At 67.7% G+C, this 15,066-nt stretch carries 28 protein-coding genes; all 28 read left to right on the top strand.

Annotation, left to right across the window (positions count from 1 at the left end; genetic code table 11):
- The 28 genes from rplB to rpsD all read left to right on the top strand — a co-directional run bounded on the left by rplB (position 1) and on the right by rpsD (position 14,981).
- A complete protein-coding gene (gene rplB, locus YIM_RS44075) occupies positions 1-834 on the top strand; it encodes a 50S ribosomal protein L2 (RefSeq protein ID WP_153035998.1) in 834 nt (277 codons plus the stop codon).
- A gap of 18 nt (positions 835-852) precedes the next feature.
- Positions 853-1,134 carry a 30S ribosomal protein S19 gene (gene rpsS / locus YIM_RS44070; protein ID WP_153035997.1) on the top strand — a complete coding sequence of 94 codons (282 nt, stop codon included), beginning with the start codon at positions 853-855 and terminating at the stop codon, positions 1,132-1,134.
- A gap of 33 nt (positions 1,135-1,167) precedes the next feature.
- On the top strand, positions 1,168-1,581 hold the full coding sequence (gene rplV, locus YIM_RS44065; protein ID WP_113695886.1) for a 50S ribosomal protein L22: 414 nt from the start codon (positions 1,168-1,170) through the stop codon (positions 1,579-1,581).
- The gene (rpsC, locus tag YIM_RS44060) at positions 1,581-2,441 is read left to right on the top strand and encodes a 30S ribosomal protein S3 (protein WP_113695887.1); all 861 of its coding nucleotides are present in this window, start codon (positions 1,581-1,583) and stop codon (positions 2,439-2,441) included. The genes rplV and rpsC overlap by 1 nt, the downstream gene beginning before the upstream one ends.
- Before the next feature lies 1 nt (position 2,442).
- The gene (rplP, locus tag YIM_RS44055; RefSeq protein WP_113695888.1) at positions 2,443-2,862 is read left to right on the top strand and encodes a 50S ribosomal protein L16; all 420 of its coding nucleotides are present in this window, start codon (positions 2,443-2,445) and stop codon (positions 2,860-2,862) included.
- On the top strand, positions 2,862-3,116 hold the full coding sequence (gene rpmC / locus YIM_RS44050) for a 50S ribosomal protein L29 (protein WP_113695889.1): 255 nt from the start codon (positions 2,862-2,864) through the stop codon (positions 3,114-3,116). Before rplP ends, rpmC begins: the two co-directional genes overlap by 1 nt.
- The gene (gene rpsQ / locus YIM_RS44045; protein WP_153035996.1) at positions 3,113-3,400 is read left to right on the top strand and encodes a 30S ribosomal protein S17; all 288 of its coding nucleotides are present in this window, start codon (positions 3,113-3,115) and stop codon (positions 3,398-3,400) included. The genes rpmC and rpsQ overlap by 4 nt, the downstream gene beginning before the upstream one ends.
- Positions 3,401-3,489: 89 nt before the next feature.
- Positions 3,490-3,858 (top strand): 50S ribosomal protein L14, encoded by a 369-nt coding sequence (gene rplN, locus YIM_RS44040; protein ID WP_004558867.1) that lies wholly within the window; start codon positions 3,490-3,492, stop codon positions 3,856-3,858.
- Positions 3,859-4,173, top strand: a complete 315-nt coding sequence (gene rplX, locus YIM_RS44035) for a 50S ribosomal protein L24 (RefSeq protein WP_113695891.1) — start codon at positions 3,859-3,861, stop codon at positions 4,171-4,173.
- On the top strand, positions 4,173-4,736 hold the full coding sequence (gene rplE, locus YIM_RS44030) for a 50S ribosomal protein L5 (protein WP_113695892.1): 564 nt from the start codon (positions 4,173-4,175) through the stop codon (positions 4,734-4,736). Before rplX ends, rplE begins: the two co-directional genes overlap by 1 nt.
- 4 nt (positions 4,737-4,740) lie before the next feature.
- Positions 4,741-4,926 carry a type Z 30S ribosomal protein S14 gene (locus YIM_RS44025; protein ID WP_113695893.1) on the top strand — a complete coding sequence of 62 codons (186 nt, stop codon included), beginning with the start codon at positions 4,741-4,743 and terminating at the stop codon, positions 4,924-4,926.
- Positions 4,927-5,011: 85 nt separating this feature from the next.
- Positions 5,012-5,410, top strand: a complete 399-nt coding sequence (gene rpsH, locus YIM_RS44020) for a 30S ribosomal protein S8 (RefSeq protein WP_153035995.1) — start codon at positions 5,012-5,014, stop codon at positions 5,408-5,410.
- A gap of 15 nt (positions 5,411-5,425) precedes the next feature.
- Entirely contained in the window at positions 5,426-5,962 is a 537-nt protein-coding gene (gene rplF / locus YIM_RS44015; protein WP_153035994.1) for a 50S ribosomal protein L6, read from the top strand.
- 2 nt (positions 5,963-5,964) lie between these two features.
- Positions 5,965-6,366, top strand: coding sequence for a 50S ribosomal protein L18 (gene rplR / locus YIM_RS44010; protein WP_153035993.1), 402 nt, complete (start codon positions 5,965-5,967; stop codon positions 6,364-6,366).
- Positions 6,367-6,406: 40 nt separating this feature from the next.
- Positions 6,407-7,051, top strand: a complete 645-nt coding sequence (rpsE, locus tag YIM_RS44005) for a 30S ribosomal protein S5 (RefSeq protein WP_153035992.1) — start codon at positions 6,407-6,409, stop codon at positions 7,049-7,051.
- A gap of 1 nt (position 7,052) precedes the next feature.
- The gene (gene rpmD / locus YIM_RS44000) at positions 7,053-7,238 is read left to right on the top strand and encodes a 50S ribosomal protein L30 (RefSeq protein WP_153035991.1); all 186 of its coding nucleotides are present in this window, start codon (positions 7,053-7,055) and stop codon (positions 7,236-7,238) included.
- Positions 7,235-7,681, top strand: a complete 447-nt coding sequence (gene rplO, locus YIM_RS43995; protein ID WP_153035990.1) for a 50S ribosomal protein L15 — start codon at positions 7,235-7,237, stop codon at positions 7,679-7,681. Before rpmD ends, rplO begins: the two co-directional genes overlap by 4 nt.
- Before the next feature lie 311 nt (positions 7,682-7,992).
- Positions 7,993-8,637 (top strand): hypothetical protein, encoded by a 645-nt coding sequence (locus tag YIM_RS43990; protein ID WP_153035989.1) that lies wholly within the window; start codon positions 7,993-7,995, stop codon positions 8,635-8,637.
- 102 nt (positions 8,638-8,739) lie between these two features.
- The gene (locus YIM_RS43985; RefSeq protein WP_153035988.1) at positions 8,740-9,360 is read left to right on the top strand and encodes a LysE family translocator; all 621 of its coding nucleotides are present in this window, start codon (positions 8,740-8,742) and stop codon (positions 9,358-9,360) included.
- A 356-nt stretch (positions 9,361-9,716) separates the two neighbouring features.
- A complete protein-coding gene (gene secY / locus YIM_RS43980) occupies positions 9,717-11,024 on the top strand; it encodes a preprotein translocase subunit SecY (protein WP_153037648.1) in 1,308 nt (435 codons plus the stop codon).
- Complete coding sequence (locus tag YIM_RS43975; RefSeq protein ID WP_153035987.1) at positions 11,021-11,575, top strand: adenylate kinase; 555 nt, start codon at positions 11,021-11,023, stop codon at positions 11,573-11,575. The genes secY and YIM_RS43975 overlap by 4 nt, the downstream gene beginning before the upstream one ends.
- A gap of 44 nt (positions 11,576-11,619) precedes the next feature.
- Complete coding sequence (gene map, locus YIM_RS43970; RefSeq protein WP_153035986.1) at positions 11,620-12,393, top strand: type I methionyl aminopeptidase; 774 nt, start codon at positions 11,620-11,622, stop codon at positions 12,391-12,393.
- Positions 12,394-12,783: 390 nt separating this feature from the next.
- Positions 12,784-13,005, top strand: coding sequence for a translation initiation factor IF-1 (gene infA / locus YIM_RS43965; RefSeq protein WP_009948665.1), 222 nt, complete (start codon positions 12,784-12,786; stop codon positions 13,003-13,005).
- A 37-nt stretch (positions 13,006-13,042) separates the two neighbouring features.
- Entirely contained in the window at positions 13,043-13,156 is a 114-nt protein-coding gene (gene rpmJ / locus YIM_RS43960; protein ID WP_004558882.1) for a 50S ribosomal protein L36, read from the top strand.
- 205 nt (positions 13,157-13,361) lie between these two features.
- Entirely contained in the window at positions 13,362-13,742 is a 381-nt protein-coding gene (rpsM, locus tag YIM_RS43955; RefSeq protein WP_113695903.1) for a 30S ribosomal protein S13, read from the top strand.
- Entirely contained in the window at positions 13,739-13,927 is a 189-nt protein-coding gene (locus YIM_RS43950) for a hypothetical protein (protein ID WP_153035985.1), read from the top strand. The genes rpsM and YIM_RS43950 overlap by 4 nt, the downstream gene beginning before the upstream one ends.
- A 20-nt stretch (positions 13,928-13,947) precedes the next feature.
- Positions 13,948-14,352 (top strand): 30S ribosomal protein S11, encoded by a 405-nt coding sequence (rpsK, locus tag YIM_RS43945; protein ID WP_091505007.1) that lies wholly within the window; start codon positions 13,948-13,950, stop codon positions 14,350-14,352.
- A 23-nt stretch (positions 14,353-14,375) separates the two neighbouring features.
- Entirely contained in the window at positions 14,376-14,981 is a 606-nt protein-coding gene (gene rpsD / locus YIM_RS43940; protein WP_153035984.1) for a 30S ribosomal protein S4, read from the top strand.
- Positions 14,982-15,066 lie beyond the last annotated feature (85 nt).

Below are 15,066 nucleotides of genomic sequence, written 5' to 3'. Positions count from 1 at the left end.
ATGGGTATTCGCAAGTACAAGCCGACCACTCCCGGTCGCCGTGGTTCCAGCGTCTCCGACTTCTCGGAGATCACGCGGTCCACCCCGGAGAAGTCGCTGCTGCGTCCGCTGCACGGCCGTGGCGGCCGCAACGCCTCCGGCAAGATCACCACCCGGCACAAGGGTGGCGGCCACAAGCGGGCGTACCGGCTGATCGACTTCCGCCGGCACGACAAGGACGGCATCCCGGCCAAGGTCGCGCACATCGAGTACGACCCCAACCGGTCGGCCCGCATCGCGCTGCTGCACTACGCGGACGGCGAGAAGCGCTACATCATCGCGCCGGAGAAGCTCCGCCAGGGCGACACCGTGGAGAACGGCCCCCGCGCCGACATCAAGCCCGGTAACAACCTGCCGCTGCGCAACATCCCGGTCGGCACGGTGATCCACGCGATCGAGCTCCGCCCCGGTGGCGGCGCCAAGATCGCCCGGTCCGCCGGTGCCAAGGTCCAGCTGGTGGCCAAGGACGGTCCGTACGCCCAGCTGCGGATGCCTTCGGGCGAGATCCGCAACGTGGACGTGCGCAACCGCGCCACGGTCGGCGAGGTCGGCAACTCCGAGCACGCCAACATCAACTGGGGCAAGGCCGGTCGTAACCGCTGGCGGGGCAAGCGCCCCACCGTCCGCGGTGTGGTGATGAACCCGGTCGACCACCCGCACGGTGGTGGTGAGGGGAAGACCTCCGGTGGTCGCCACCCGGTCAACCCGAACGGCAAGCCGGAGGGTCGCACCCGCCGCAACAAGCCGAGTGACAAGCTGATCGTCCGCCGCCGGCGTACCGGCAAGAAGCGCTGAGCAGGGAGGTAGAAGACTATGCCGCGCAGCCTGAAGAAGGGCCCGTTCGTGGATGACCACCTGCTCAAGAAGGTGGACGCGCTGAACGAGGCGAACAAGAAGACGGTGATCAAGACCTGGTCCCGCCGCTCCACGATCATCCCCGATTTCCTGGGGCACACGATCGCGGTGCACGACGGCCGCAAGCACGTCCCGGTGTTCGTCACCGAGGCGATGGTGGGTCACAAGCTGGGCGAGTTCGCCCCGACGCGGACCTTCAAGGGTCACATCAAGGACGACCGCAAGTCCCGCCGCCGCTGAGCGGTGCGACAGACAGCAAAGAGGTAGCAAGCGATGAACGCCAAGGATGCGACGGTCGAGGCAGAACTGCCGACGGCCTTCGCGCGGGCTCGCTTCGTCCGGGACTCGCCGACCAAGGTGCGCCGGGTGATCGAGCTCATCAAGGGCCGCAGCGCCGCCGACGCCCTCGCCGTGCTGCGGTTCGCACCGCAGGCGGCCAGTGAGCCGGTGGCGAAGGTGCTCGCCAGCGCCATGGCCAACGCCGAGAACAACCTCGACCTCGACCCGGACACCCTCTGGGTCAAGAACGCGTACGCCGACGAGGGTCCGACCCTCAAGCGCATCCGCCCGCGGGCCCAGGGCCGCGCGTACCGGATCCGCAAGCGCACGAGCCACATCACCGTCGAGGTGGAGTCGCGGCCGAAGGCCGACAAGAAGGCGAAGAGCAAGAAGGCAGGTGGCCGGTAGTGGGCCAGAAGATCAACCCGCACGGCTTCCGGCTGGGCATCACCACGGACTGGAAGTCCCGCTGGTACGCCGACAAGCAGTACGCCGAGTACGTGGCGGAGGACGTCAAGATCCGCAAGCTCCTGTCCACGGGCATGGAGCGGGCCGGCATCTCGAAGGTGGAGATCGAGCGCACCCGTGACCGGGTTCGCGTGGACATCCACACCGCCCGCCCCGGCATCGTCATCGGCCGCCGCGGCGCCGAGGCCGACCGGATCCGCGGTGCGCTGGAGAAGCTGACCAAGAAGCAGGTCCAGCTGAACATCCTCGAGGTGAAGAACCCCGAGGCGGACGCCCAGCTGGTCGCGCAGGGTGTGGCGGAGCAGCTGTCCAACCGCGTGGCGTTCCGCCGCGCGATGCGGAAGGCGATCCAGAGCTCCATGCGCTCGCCCCAGGTCAAGGGCATCCGCGTGCAGTGCGGTGGCCGCCTCGGCGGTGCCGAGATGTCGCGCTCGGAGCACTACCGCGACGGCCGCGTGCCGCTGCACACGCTGCGCGCCGACATCGACTACGGCTTCTTCGAGGCCCGCACCACCTTCGGCCGCATCGGCGTGAAGGTGTGGATCTACAAGGGTGACGTGGTCGGTGGGCTCAAGGCCAAGGAGGCGCGTGACGCCGCCGCGGCCGCCGAGCGCGCCCCGCGTCGCGACCGTGGCGACCGTCCGTCCCGCCCGCGCCGGTCCGGCGCGTCGGGCACCACGGCCACCTCCACGGAAGCGGGCCGGGCCGCCGCGGCGACCAAGAACGACACCGCCGCCGAGTCGGCGACCCCGGCTGCCGAGGGCACCACCCCGGCCGCCGCAGAGAAGACGGAGGGCTGACGTGCTCATCCCGCGCAAGGTCAAGCACCGGAAGCAGCACTCGCCGAAGCGCGCCGGTGCCGCCAAGGGCGGTACCAAGGTCAGCTTCGGTGACCTGGGGATCCAGGCACTCGAGCACAGCTACGTGACGAACCGGCAGATCGAGGCGGCCCGTATCGCCATGACCCGCCACATCAAGCGTGGCGGCAAGGTGTGGACCACGATCTACCCGGACCGCCCGCTGACCAAGAAGCCGGCCGAGACCCGCATGGGTTCCGGTAAGGGTTCGCCCGAGTGGTGGATCGCCAACGTAAAGCCGGGCCGGGTGATGTTCGAACTGAGCTTCCCCAACGAGGCCACGGCTCGCGAGGCGCTCCGCCGCGCGATCCACAAGCTGCCCATGAAGTGCCGAATCGTGACCCGTGAAGGTGGTGAGTTCTGATGGCGAAGGCCGGAGCCGCTGCGGCATCGGAGCTGCGCGAACTCACTGCGGAGGAGCTCGTCCTGCGCCTCAAGGAGGCCAAGGAGGAGCTGTTCAACCTCCGCTTCCAGATGGCCACCGGGCAGCTGGACAACAACCGCAGGCTGCGGGCCGTCCGGTCGGACATCGCCCGCATCTACACGGTGATGCGCGAGCGCGAGCTCGGGCTGTCCGTCTCCCCAGATGACGCCGAAAACGAAGAAGGTGCCGCATGAGCGAGCCGATCGCGGCGCAGGACAAGGCGTCCGGCCGCAACTACCGCAAGGTCCGGGAGGGCCTGGTCGTCTCCGACAAGATGGACAAGACCATCGTCGTCGAGCTCGAGGACCGCAAGAAGCACGCCCTCTACGGCAAGGTCATGCGGTCCACCACCAAGGTGAAGGCGCACGACGAGGAGAACACCGCCGGCAAGGGCGACCGCGTTCTGCTCATGGAGACCCGACCGCTGTCGGCCACGAAGCGCTGGCGGCTCGTCGAGATCCGCGAGAAGGCCAAGTAAGCCGGGGGACTTTCTCAAGTTCCCTATCCGTTCCGCCAGGCTCACCCCGGTCCACGGGGTGAGAACCGGCGAGACATACAGGAGTTGACGTGATCCAGCAGGAGTCGCGACTGCGAGTCGCCGACAACACGGGTGCCAAGGAGATCCTCTGCATCCGCGTGCTCGGCGGTTCGGGGCGGCGCTACGCGGGTATCGGCGACATCATCGTCGCCACCGTTAAGGACGCCATCCCGGCTGCCGGGGTGAAGAAGGGCGACGTGGTCAAGGCCGTCATCGTCCGCACGGTGAAGGAGCGGCGTCGTCCGGACGGCTCCTACATCCGGTTCGACGAGAACGCCGCGGTGCTCATCAAGAACGACAACGAGCCGCGTGGCACCCGCATCTTCGGCCCGGTCGGCCGTGAGCTGCGCGATCGGAAGTTCATGAAGATCATCTCGCTCGCGCCGGAGGTGTTGTAAGTGAAGGTGAAGAAGGGCGACACGGTCGTCGTCATCGCCGGCAAGGACAAGGGCGCCAAGGGCAAGGTCATCCAGGCCTACCCGGAGCGGTCGCGGGTGCTGGTCGAGGGCGTGAACCGGATCAAGAAGCACACGCGGATCAGCCAGACGCAGCGCGGTGCGCAGTCCGGCGGCATCGTGACCCAGGAAGCCCCCATCCACGTGTCGAACGTGATGGTCGTCGACTCCGACGGCAAGCCGACCCGGGTGGGCTACCGCATCGGCGAGGACGGCAAGAAGGTCCGGATCTCGCGCAGGAACGGCAAGGACATCTGATGACCACCGCTGAGAAGATCGTGCCGCGTCTCAAGACGCGCTACCGCGAGAACATCGCGGGCGAGCTCCAGAAGGAGTTCGAGTACGCGAACGTGCACCAGATCCCCGGTGTGGTCAAGGTCGTGGTGAACATGGGCGTCGGCGACGCCGCCCGTGACAGCAAGCTGATCGAAGGCGCCATCCGCGACCTGGCCACCATCACCGGCCAGAAGCCCGAGGTGCGCAAGGCCAGGAAGTCGATCGCGCAGTTCAAGCTGCGCGAGGGCCAGCCGATCGGCGCGCGGGTCACCCTGCGCAACGACCGCATGTGGGAGTTCCTGGACCGGCTGCTGAACATCGCGCTGCCGCGTATCCGCGACTTCCGCGGGCTGTCGCCGAAGCAGTTCGACGGCAACGGCAACTACACCTTCGGTCTCAACGAGCAGTCCATGTTCCACGAGATCGACCCCGACTCCATCGACCGCCCGCGCGGCATGGACGTCACCGTTGTCACCACCGCCACCACCGACGACGAGGGCCGCGCGCTGCTTCGCAAGCTCGGCTTCCCGTTCAAGGAGAACTGAGCCGATGGCCAAGAAAGCACTGGTCCACAAGGCCGCGAAGAAGCCGAAGTTCAAGGTGCGCGGCTACACCCGCTGCCAGCGGTGCGGGCGTCCGCACTCGGTCTTCCGCAAGTTCGGGCTGTGCCGTATCTGCCTTCGCGAGATGGCGCATGCGGGCGAGCTGCCCGGCGTGAGCAAGTCCAGCTGGTAAGGCTTCCTTCAAGACTCCCAAGTTCGCCACAGGCCCCGCCACGATGGTGGCGGGGAACCAGGGCGAGAAAGGTTGACAGGTCACCATGACGATGACCGACCCGATCGCAGACTTCTTGACCCGTCTGCGTAACGCGAACTCCGCGTACCACGACGAGGTCGTGCTGCCCCACTCGAAGCTCAAGGCGAACATCGCCGAGATCCTCAAGCGCGAGGGTTACATCTCGGCGTTCCGCGACGAGCCGGGCGAGAAGCACAAGAACCTCGTGGTGCAGCTCAAGTACGGCCCGAACCGTGAGCGCAGCATCGCCGGCCTCCGGCGCGTGTCGAAGCCCGGTCTGCGCGTGTACGCCAAGTCCACCGAACTGCCCAGCGTGCTGGGTGGCCTCGGGGTCGCCATCATCTCGACGTCCTCCGGTCTGCAGACCGACCGGCAGGCCAAGCGCAACGGCGTGGGCGGCGAAGTCCTCGCCTACGTCTGGTAAGGGAGGGGATCAGCTATGTCACGCATCGGAAAGCTGCCGATCACCGTCCCCGCCGGGGTCGAGGTGAAGATCGACGGGCAGCACATCTCGGTCAAGGGACCGAAGGGCACGCTCGAGCACACCATCGCCGAGCCCATCACCGCGGAGCTCAACGACGGGGTCATCGAGGTCAAGCGCCCGGATGACGAGCGCAGCAGCCGTGCCCTGCACGGGCTGTCCCGCACCCTGGTGAACAACCTGGTGGTCGGCGTCACCGAGGGCTACGAGAAGAAGCTCGAGATCCACGGCGTCGGTTACCGCGTGCAGGCCAAGGGCTCGGACCTCGAGTTCGCCCTCGGCTTCTCGCACCCGGTGCACATCCCGGCGCCGGAGGGCATCACCTTCAAGGTGGAGACCCCGACCCGGTTCTCGGTGTCCGGCATCGACAAGCAGAAGGTCGGCGAGACGGCCGCGGTGATCCGCAAGCTGCGCCGCCCGGACCCGTACAAGGGCAAGGGCCTGCGGTACGAGGGTGAGCGCATCCGCCGCAAGGTCGGAAAGACGGGTAAGTGATCATGAGCGACACGACTACGACGAAGCGCAAGCCGGTCGGCAAGGACGTCTCGACCCGCCGTCGCGTGGCGAAGACCCGTCGGCACTTCCGGCTCCGCAAGAAGATCAGCGGGACTCCCGAACGGCCTCGTCTGGCCGTCAAGAAGTCCTCGCGGCACCTGTCCGTCCAGCTGATCGACGACCTGGCCGGGCACACCCTGGCCGCGGCGTCGACCATGGAGGCGGACGTGCGCGCGGCCGACGGCGACAAGAAGGCCAAGGCCGCCAAGGTGGGCGAGCTGCTGGCCGCCCGCGCCAAGAACGCCGGGGTGACCAGCGTGGTGTTCGACCGGGGTGGCAACGCCTACCACGGCCGCATCGCCGCGCTCGCGGACGCCGCTCGCGAAGCGGGCCTGGAGTTCTGATGACTGAGCAGTACATGCTGGTGAATGGAAGGAAAGCCTGATGCCGGGACGTACACGGCAATTCGGCGGTGGCCAGGGCGGTCCCGGCGGGCAGGGCGGCAACGACCGCAATGACCGCCGCGAGCGCCGGGATCGCCGCGACGGCGGCCGTGGCGGGGCGGCCCAGGAGAAGACCCCGCACCTCGAGCGCGTGGTGGCCATCAACCGCGTGGCCAAGGTCGTGAAGGGTGGTCGTCGCTTCAGCTTCACCGCCCTGGTCGTGGTCGGTGACGGCGACGGTCAGGTCGGCGTCGGCTACGGCAAGGCCAAGGAAGTTCCCGCGGCCATCGCCAAGGGTGTCGAGGAGGCGAAGAAGAACTTCTTCCGCGTGCCTCGCATCGCCGGCACCATCCCGCACCCGATCCAGGGTGAGGACGCCGCCGGTGTGGTGCTGCTGCGCCCGGCGAGCGCCGGTACCGGTGTCATCGCCGGTGGTTCGGTGCGGGCCGTGCTGGAGTGCGCCGGGGTGCACGACGTGCTCTCGAAGTCGCTCGGCAGCGACAACGCGATCAACATCGTGCACGCCACCGTGGCGGCCCTGAAGGGTCTGCAGCGTCCGGAGGAGGTGGCGGCCCGCCGTGGCCTGCCGCTCGAGGACGTCGCTCCGGCCCGGATGCTGCGCCAGCGTGCTGGTCAGGGGGTCTGAGATGGCTGAGCTCAAGGTCACCCAGGTCAAGAGCAAGATCGGCACGAAGCACAACCACCGCGAGTCGCTGCGCACCCTCGGGTTGCGCAAGATCCGGCAGTCGGTGGTGCGTGAGGACACTCCCGAGGTGCGCGGCCTGATCAACGCGGTCCGCCACCTGGTGGAGGTCGAGGAGGTCAAGTCATGACGGCCATCAAGATCCACCACCTGCGCCCGGCGCCCGGCGCCAAGTCGGAGAAGATCCGCGTCGGCCGTGGTGAGGGTTCGAAGGGCAAGACGGCCGGTCGCGGTACGAAGGGTACGAAGGCGCGGAAGAACGTGCCCGTGCGCTTCGAGGGTGGGCAGATGCCCATCCACATGCGCCTGCCGAAGCTGCGTGGCTTCAAGAACCGGTTCCGCACCGAGTACCAGCCGGTGAACGTGGGCGACATCGCCCGCGTCTTCGCCGACGGTGGCAAGGTCGGCCCGGAGGAGCTGGCGGCCCGCGGCCTGGTCCGCAAGGGCAAGCTGGTCAAGGTCCTCGGCAACGGCGACATCAACGGCGTCAAGCTCGATGTCACCGCCGACGCCTTCTCCGGCTCCGCCAAGGAGAAGCTCGAAGCCGCCGGTGGCTCCGCCACCACGAACTGACGCGCTTCTTCCCGCAAAAGGCCCGCCAGGTCCCTCCGGACCAGGCGGGCCTTTTCACGTCCACCCCCGCCTTAGCCCGCAGGGCAACCTGCTTAGCCCGCAGAAGCCGACAGCCTGCTTCTGCCCGCAAAGCCGCGATCTTCCTCCCGCAAAGCCGCGCACCTGCTTTCGCCCGCAGAAGTCGACGACCTGCTTTAGCCCGCGAAAGCCGATCCTCCTGCTTCGCCCGCCAGGGCACCAACCTGCTTCTGCCCGCAGAAGTCGGCCGCCTGCTTTTGCCCGCAGAAGCCTGCCAGTGCCAGGATCGCGCCATGACGGATCAGCCGCCTCCACCTGAACCGGCCCCTGTCCGAGACCAGCGTCGCGGCCTGAGCGTGCTCCTCACCTTGGCCGCGCTCCTCCTCACCGTCGCGGGCTCCTTCCTGCCGCTGTTCGTCAGCGTCCTGCCCGGTGACGACGCCTCAGACGGAGTCAGGATGACCGTCAGCGGCTGGACCGGGGAGTCGGACACGTCCGGGTTCCCGCCGCTCGAGGCAGGTAGCGCCCTCGCGCCCTTCGCTCGGAACGGTGCCATGCTGGTCGTCGCCGCGCTGATCCTGGCTGCCGCGGCCGCGCTCACCGCCCGTTCCATCAAGACGGGCTCACTGGCTCCGGCCCGCTCCGCCTCCGTCGCGGCGGCGGCCTTCCTGCTCGCGATCGCCGGCTCGATCGGCATGCAGGCGACCGGCTGGACCGACCTGTTCTCCGCCGGCGGCGCACCCGCCGGTCCCGGCTTCGGCTTCTGGATGGTCGCCGCGGGCGCCGTCCTCGCCATCGTCGCTGCGATCCTGGTCAACCTCGAGCCTCAGCGCGCACCGCGCCAGGACCCACCCACCGACACCGCCGTCCACGACGTCTCGACCCCGCGCTACGGCTTCCCGGTCCCCGAAAACCCTTCCCCACCAGCCCAACCCTGATCCCCCGAACCTGCTTTTGCCCGCAGAAGCATGACGCCGGAATTCGGGCGCGCTCCCGAGTGCGGCGGCGGTATCGTCTCGCCCGATCGGAAGGGGTGGGACATGAGCTGGCTGCTCGTCTTCTTCGGGGCTTCGACCCTCATCGCGCTGACCCCGGGCGCCAACAACCTGCTCGGCCTGCACCACGGCATGGGCCACGGCCTCACCAGGGCGCTGGTCGGTCTGCTCGGCAGGCTCGCCGCGTTCGTGCTACTCATCGCGGCCGTCGCCGCCGGGCTCGGTCAGCTGCTCGCCGCCTGGGCGCCGGCGCTCACCATCGTCAAGTGGATCGGCGTCGCCTACCTCGTCTACCTCGGCGTGCGCATCCTCATCGAAGCCAGGCGTCTTTTGCCCGCAGAAGCCGCTCCGGTGCCGGGGCGGAGTGCGGTGGGGGTCGCGCGCAAGGAGTTCCTGGTCGCCATCACCAATCCGAAGGCGGTGCTCATCTTCACCGCCTTCGTGCCCCAGTTCATCGACCCGGCCCACGGCCCGGTCCCCGCTCAGGTCGCGCTCCTCGGCGCCGTCTACCTGCTCGCCGAGTTCCTCGCCGGAACGGTCTACATCGTCGCGGGCACGCTGGTGAAGGCCGCCCGGATGAGCCTGCGCGCCTGCCGCAACCTCGACCGGGGCACCGGCGTCGTACTACTCGGCATGGCGGGGTTGCTGGCCGGCTCCAGAACGTGAGTACTAGGCCACCCGGGTGGTTCCGGCGGACATCGCTGTCCGCTCACAGCGGACAGAATCTCCCTCACCACAGTCCTTTCCTGGCGTTGTGACCGCCCTCACCGGTAAAGATCACCCGCCACGAACGGGTGACCAGCGCCTCTCGTGAGCAACCTCCGGATCCGCCTCGGCACGAATAAGCCGCACACGGTGCCGCGCTCGATCCGGGTGCTGTTAGAGTCGGCGACACGCTTTGGGGCAAGTGTGCCCTGATGCGTTCCTGGCTTGCCTGCCAGTGAGTTGTGTTCCCGCCGGTCACCGTGCCGGCCAAGCCGTTCATCGGTCCGATGGCCGATGACGTCGAGGAGGTCCCCCGCGTGCTCAGCGCCTTCCGCTCGGCTCTCGCGACGCCGGACCTGCGCAAGAAGATCCTGTTCACGCTGATGATCGTGGCCGTGTACCGGCTCGGCGCGATCACCCCAGCTCCTGGGGTTTCCTACCCCAACGTCCAGGCATGTCAGGCGCAGACCGATCAAGAGGGCATTTACTCGCTGCTGAACCTCTTCAGCGGTGGGGCTCTCCTGCAGTTGTCGATCTTCTCGACGGGCATCATGCCGTACATCACGGCGAGCATCATCGTCCAGCTCCTCACCGTGGTCATCCCGCGGTTCGAGGAGCTGAAGAAGGAAGGCCAGTCCGGTCAGAGCAAGCTGACCCAGTACACCCGCTACCTGACGATCGCGCTGGCGATCCTGCAGGCGACCGGCGTGATCGCGCTGGCCGACCGCGGCCAGCTGTTCCAGGACTGCGACCAGCCGGTCATCCCGGACAACAGCATCTACTCGCTGGCGCTGATCGTGGTCACCATGACCGCCGGCACCGCGGTGATGATGTGGCTGGGTGAGCTGATCACCGAGCGCGGCGTCGGCAACGGCATGTCCGTGCTGATCTTCCTGAACATCGCGGCCCAGTTGCCGACCGAGGGCGCGAACATCCTCGAGCGCAACAACGCCGTGGTCTTCGCCTTCGTCTGCGTGCTCGGCCTGGCGATCATCGCCTCGGTCATCTTCGTCGAGCAGGGCCAGCGCCGGATCCCGGTGCAGTACGCCAAGCGCATGGTCGGCCGCCGGATGTACGGCGGTACCTCGACCTACCTGCCGATCAAGGTGAACCAGGCCGGTGTCATCCCGGTCATCTTCGGTTCCTCGCTGCTGTACCTGCCGGACCTGATCAGCCGCCTGATCGGTGACCCGAACAGCAGCTCGGGCTGGCAGGTTTTCCTGCAGAACTACGTGGTGAACCAGTCCAGCTGGGTGCACATCCTGCTGTACTTCGCGCTGATCATCTTCTTCACCTACTTCTACATCACGATCACGTTCAACGTGGACGAGCGTGCGGAGGAGATGAAGAAGTTCGGTGGCTTCATCCCGGGCATCCGCCCGGGGCGGCCGACCGCCGAGTACCTGAGCTTCGTGCTCGGCCGGATCACCCTCCCCGGCTCCATCTACCTTGGTCTGGTAGCGATCCTGCCGAACTTCTTCCTGTCCATCACCGGTGACGGCAACAACCAGAACTTCCCGTTCGGTGGCACCGCCGTGCTGATCATGGTGGGTGTCGGCCTCGACACCGTGAAGCAGATCGAAAGCCAGCTCATGCAGCGCAACTACGAAGGGTTCCTCCGATGACGAGGCTGGTTCTGGTCGGGCCTCCCGGAGCAGGTAAGGGTACGCAGGCAGTCGCGTTGTCCGAAAAGCTCAGGGTGCCGCACATCTCCACCGGCGACCTGTTCCGCGCGCACGTCGGCGAGCAGACCCCGCTGGGCCGCGAGGCGCAGCGCTACATGGACTCGGGTGAGCTGGTGCCGGACACCGTCACCAACGAGATGGTCCGCGAGCGCCTGGCCGAGCCGGACGCCAAGGCGGGCTTCCTGCTCGACGGCTTCCCCCGCAACACCAAGCAGGCGGACGTGCTCGGCCAGATGCTGGCCGACGCCGACACCAGCCTGGACGCGGTGATCCAGCTCGAGGTGCCCGAGGACGTCGTGGTCGCCAGGCTGCTTTCGCGGGGTCGTTCCGACGACACCGAGGAGGTCGTCCGGCGCCGGCAGCAGATCTACCGGTCGGAGACCGCGCCGCTGCTCGAGTACTACGGCGACATCCTGGTGACCGTGGACGGCGTCGGCAGTGTCGACGAGGTCTCGGCCAGGGTGCTGGCCGCCCTGCCCGACCGCGGGTGACTGTGGGCGGACTGAGTGTTCCGAAGTTTCTCCGCCGAGGTCGCATGATCGAGCTGAAGTCCCGGGGCGAGCTGGAAGCGATGCGCGCCGCCGGACTGGTGGTGGCACGCACGCTCGAGCTGATCACCGAGGCCGCGCGGCCGGGCGTCTCGACGAAGGAACTCGACGAACTCGCCGAGCAGACCATCCGCGACGCCGGTGCGGTGCCTTCGTTCAAGGGCTACCACGGGTTCCCGGCGTCGATCTGCGCTTCGGTGAACGAGCAGATCGTGCACGGCATCCCGGCGACTTCGCAGGTGCTGGCCGACGGGGACCTGATCTCGGTGGACTGCGGCGCCATCCTGGAGGGGTGGCACGGCGACTCCGCGGTGACCATCGCCGTCGGCCCGTCCGTCTCGGCGAAGGACCTCGCGCTTTCGGACGCGACGCGGGTGGCGATGTGGGCGGGCGTCGAGGCCGTCCAGCCGGGTGCCCGGCTCACGGACATCTCGTACGCCGTGCAGACCGCCGCGGAACGCGCCGGCGAGGCCGATGGTGTCGAGTACGGCATGATCCTGGAGTACGGCGGCCACGGCATCGGCACGCAGATGCACATGGAGCCGTTCCTGCCGAACGTCGGGAAGCCGGGCAAGGGGCCGCGGCTGAAGCCGGGCATGGCGCTGGCCGTCGAGCCGATGCTGACCGGCGGCGGTGGCGAGACCCTCGAGCTGGACGACGGCTGGACCGTGGTCACCGCCGACGGCTCGCGAGCCGCCCACTGGGAGCACACCGTCGCCATCACCGACGATGGCCCCTGGGTCCTCACCGCCCCCGCCTGACCCACCCCCCACATGCTTCTGCGGGCAGAAGCATGTCCGCACCTGCTTTTGCCCGCAGAAGCATGTCGGCCGGCGGCGGTACCCCTGTTCGGGTCGATCCAGGTCACCTGACCTGGTGTTTTTCACGTGGTGGCGATGCGCCCCGCCGCCGTCTACCCTGGAGCTGGCCCGGCGGCCTCGGCCTGCCGGAAGCACCCGACCACGATGTGACCTAACACAGTCAACCCCCGGTTGGGTGTCGCGACACGGCTTGCGTACACTGTCAAGTCGGCGTACTCATCTCGCCGGTTCCAGCGCGCGTGTTTACCTGCGGCATCGGAGTCGGGGCGGCGCGTGCGCCGGGCACGAAGCAAGCACTCACCGCTCAACCAATCACGAAACGCGGAGGACATGGGCAAGAAGGACGGGGCCATCGAGGTCGAAGGCCGCGTAATCGAGCCGCTTCCCAACGCGATGTTCCGCGTCGAGTTGGAGAACGGCCACAAGGTCCTTGCACACATCAGCGGCAAGATGCGGCAGCACTACATCCGCATCCTGCCTGAGGACAGGGTTGTCGTGGAGCTCTCGCCCTACGACTTGTCCCGTGGTCGCATCGTCTACCGCTACAAGTGATCACGGCGCAACGAGTACAAGCAGGAAAGCAGGAGACGTGAAGGTCCAGCCGAGCGTCAAGAAGATCTGCGACAAGTGCAAGGTGATCCGCCGCCACGGCCGGATCATGGTGATCTGCGAGAACCTGCGGCACAAGCAGCGGCAGGGCTGATCACCCACTCGTCGAAGAGTGGATTGACGGCACAACAACTCTCCCCGCACCTGCCGGGCCGCCCAGCGGCCTGGTTCACCCCCGGACTTCAGGCCGGGGCCGGGACACCGGTGGCGCGAGCCGCCGGATCGACAGCGAGTCGGTCCCGGGACCGGGCGGGGAGCAGACCTGGAGAGACGAATTCAGACAAGGAGCACCAGCGCCAATGGCACGACTCGCTGGCGTAGACCTCCCCCGCGAAAAGCGGCTGGAGATCGCGCTGACCTACATCTACGGCATCGGCCGTACCCGCTCCAAGCAGATGATCGCCGCCGCCGAGCTGAACGCGGACACCCGCGTGAAGGACCTCAGCGACGACGACCTGCTGAAGCTGCGGGACTACATGGACGAGAACTTCAAGGTCGAGGGTGACCTTCGCCGCGAGGTGAACGCCGACATCCGTCGGAAGATCGAGATCGGGTGCTACGAGGGTCTGCGGTGGCGCCGCGGGCTTCCCGTCCGTGGGCAGCGGACCAAGACCAACGCCCGCACCCGCAAGGGTCCGAAGAAGACGGTCGCCGGCAAGAAGAAGGCTGGCAAGAAGTGAGCATTCGGGGCAAGAAGGTCGTGCGCATCGGTGGCGCCCAGCGCCGCGGCACGGGTTCGTGCGTTTCGCCGTCTGCTCTGTACGCCCGCCCGATGGCGCTCCGCCAGCTGTACACCGACGCCGGTTCCGTGATCCGGCGCGGGCAGCGTGAAGCGGCCGCCGCTCACCAAGAGAACTCGCGCTAACCGAGGAGAATCACCCAGACATGCCACCGAAGTCTCGTACCGCCGGGGCCAAGAAGGTCCGGCGCAAGGAAAAGAAGAACGTGGCCCACGGCCACGCCCACATCAAGAGCACCTTCAACAACACCATCGTGTCGATCACCGACCCGACCGGTGCGGTGATCTCGTGGGCGTCCTCCGGCCACGTCGGCTTCAAGGGTTCCCGCAAGTCGACCCCGTTCGCCGCGCAGATGGCCGCTGAGAACGCGGCCCGCAAGGCCGCCGAGCACGGCATGAAGAAGGTCGACGTGTTCGTGAAGGGCCCGGGTTCGGGCCGGGAGACCGCGATCCGCTCGCTGCAGGCTGCGGGTCTCGAGGTCGGCACCATCCAGGACGTGACCCCGCAGCCTCACAACGGCTGCCGCCCGCCCAAGCGGCGCCGGGTCTGAGGAACGGGGAGGAGTAAGCAGAAATGGCTCGTTACACCGGCCCGGCGACGCGTATTTCCCGTCGCCTCAAGGTTGACCTCATCGGCGGCGACCAGGCTTTCGAGCGCCGCCCGTACCCGCCCGGCCAGCACGGCCGCGGCCGCATCAAGGAGAGCGAGTACCTGCTTCAGCTTCAGGAGAAGCAGAAGGCTCGCTACACCTACGGCGTTCTCGAGCGCCAGTTCGTCCGCTACTACAAGGACGCTGTGCGCCGCACCGGCAAGACCGGTGAGAACCTGCTCCAGATCCTGGAGTCCCGGCTCGACAACGTGATCTACCGCGCTGGCATCGCCAGGACGCGCCGTCAGGCCCGCCAGCTGGTGAGCCACGGCCACTTCCTGGTCAACGGCAAGAAGGTCAACGTGCCGAGCTTCCAGGTCTCGAAGTTCGACATCATCGACGTGAAGCCGAAGTCGATGGGCACCCTGCCGTTCGTGGCGGCGAAGGAGTCCTTCGGCGAGCGCCCCATCCCGGCGTGGCTGCAGGTCGTCCAGTCGAACCTGCGGGTGCTGGTCCACCAGCTGCCCGAGCGTGCGCAGATCGACGTTCCGGTTCAGGAACAGCTGATCGTCGAGCTCTACTCGAAGTGATCCCGGCCGGGCTCAGGCCCGGCGGTGATCGGGCGGCGGCGCCCCGAGTGCGCCGCCGCCACGCCACCCCTTTCGGCGTCATATG

It is taken from the genome of Amycolatopsis sp. YIM 10, assembly GCF_009429145.1.
Lineage (GTDB): Bacteria > Actinomycetota > Actinomycetes > Mycobacteriales > Pseudonocardiaceae > Amycolatopsis.
This window is presented reverse-complemented; position numbering and strand designations above follow the sequence as displayed.

Excerpts from the sequence above, each read along its gene's own strand:
- rplB (WP_153035998.1), top strand. The coding sequence starts at position 1 with ATGGGTATTCGCAAGTACAAGCCGACCACTCCCGGTCGCCGTGGTTCC.
- rpsS (WP_153035997.1), top strand. The coding sequence starts at position 853 with ATGCCGCGCAGCCTGAAGAAGGGCCCGTTCGTGGATGACCACCTGCTC.
- rplV (WP_113695886.1), top strand. The coding sequence starts at position 1,168 with ATGAACGCCAAGGATGCGACGGTCGAGGCAGAACTGCCGACGGCCTTC.
- rpmC (WP_113695889.1), top strand. The coding sequence starts at position 2,862 with ATGGCGAAGGCCGGAGCCGCTGCGGCATCGGAGCTGCGCGAACTCACT.
- rpsQ (WP_153035996.1), top strand. The coding sequence starts at position 3,113 with ATGAGCGAGCCGATCGCGGCGCAGGACAAGGCGTCCGGCCGCAACTAC.
- rplE (WP_113695892.1), top strand. The coding sequence starts at position 4,173 with ATGACCACCGCTGAGAAGATCGTGCCGCGTCTCAAGACGCGCTACCGC.
- YIM_RS44025 (WP_113695893.1), top strand. The coding sequence starts at position 4,741 with ATGGCCAAGAAAGCACTGGTCCACAAGGCCGCGAAGAAGCCGAAGTTC.
- rpsH (WP_153035995.1), top strand. The coding sequence starts at position 5,012 with ATGACGATGACCGACCCGATCGCAGACTTCTTGACCCGTCTGCGTAAC.
- rplF (WP_153035994.1), top strand. The coding sequence starts at position 5,426 with ATGTCACGCATCGGAAAGCTGCCGATCACCGTCCCCGCCGGGGTCGAG.
- rplR (WP_153035993.1), top strand. The coding sequence starts at position 5,965 with ATGAGCGACACGACTACGACGAAGCGCAAGCCGGTCGGCAAGGACGTC.
- rpsE (WP_153035992.1), top strand. The coding sequence starts at position 6,407 with ATGCCGGGACGTACACGGCAATTCGGCGGTGGCCAGGGCGGTCCCGGC.
- rpmD (WP_153035991.1), top strand. The coding sequence starts at position 7,053 with ATGGCTGAGCTCAAGGTCACCCAGGTCAAGAGCAAGATCGGCACGAAG.
- rplO (WP_153035990.1), top strand. The coding sequence starts at position 7,235 with ATGACGGCCATCAAGATCCACCACCTGCGCCCGGCGCCCGGCGCCAAG.
- YIM_RS43990 (WP_153035989.1), top strand. The coding sequence starts at position 7,993 with ATGACGGATCAGCCGCCTCCACCTGAACCGGCCCCTGTCCGAGACCAG.
- YIM_RS43985 (WP_153035988.1), top strand. The coding sequence starts at position 8,740 with ATGAGCTGGCTGCTCGTCTTCTTCGGGGCTTCGACCCTCATCGCGCTG.
- YIM_RS43975 (WP_153035987.1), top strand. The coding sequence starts at position 11,021 with ATGACGAGGCTGGTTCTGGTCGGGCCTCCCGGAGCAGGTAAGGGTACG.
- map (WP_153035986.1), top strand. The coding sequence starts at position 11,620 with ATGATCGAGCTGAAGTCCCGGGGCGAGCTGGAAGCGATGCGCGCCGCC.
- infA (WP_009948665.1), top strand. The coding sequence starts at position 12,784 with ATGGGCAAGAAGGACGGGGCCATCGAGGTCGAAGGCCGCGTAATCGAG.
- rpsM (WP_113695903.1), top strand. The coding sequence starts at position 13,362 with ATGGCACGACTCGCTGGCGTAGACCTCCCCCGCGAAAAGCGGCTGGAG.
- rpsK (WP_091505007.1), top strand. The coding sequence starts at position 13,948 with ATGCCACCGAAGTCTCGTACCGCCGGGGCCAAGAAGGTCCGGCGCAAG.
- rpsD (WP_153035984.1), top strand. The coding sequence starts at position 14,376 with ATGGCTCGTTACACCGGCCCGGCGACGCGTATTTCCCGTCGCCTCAAG.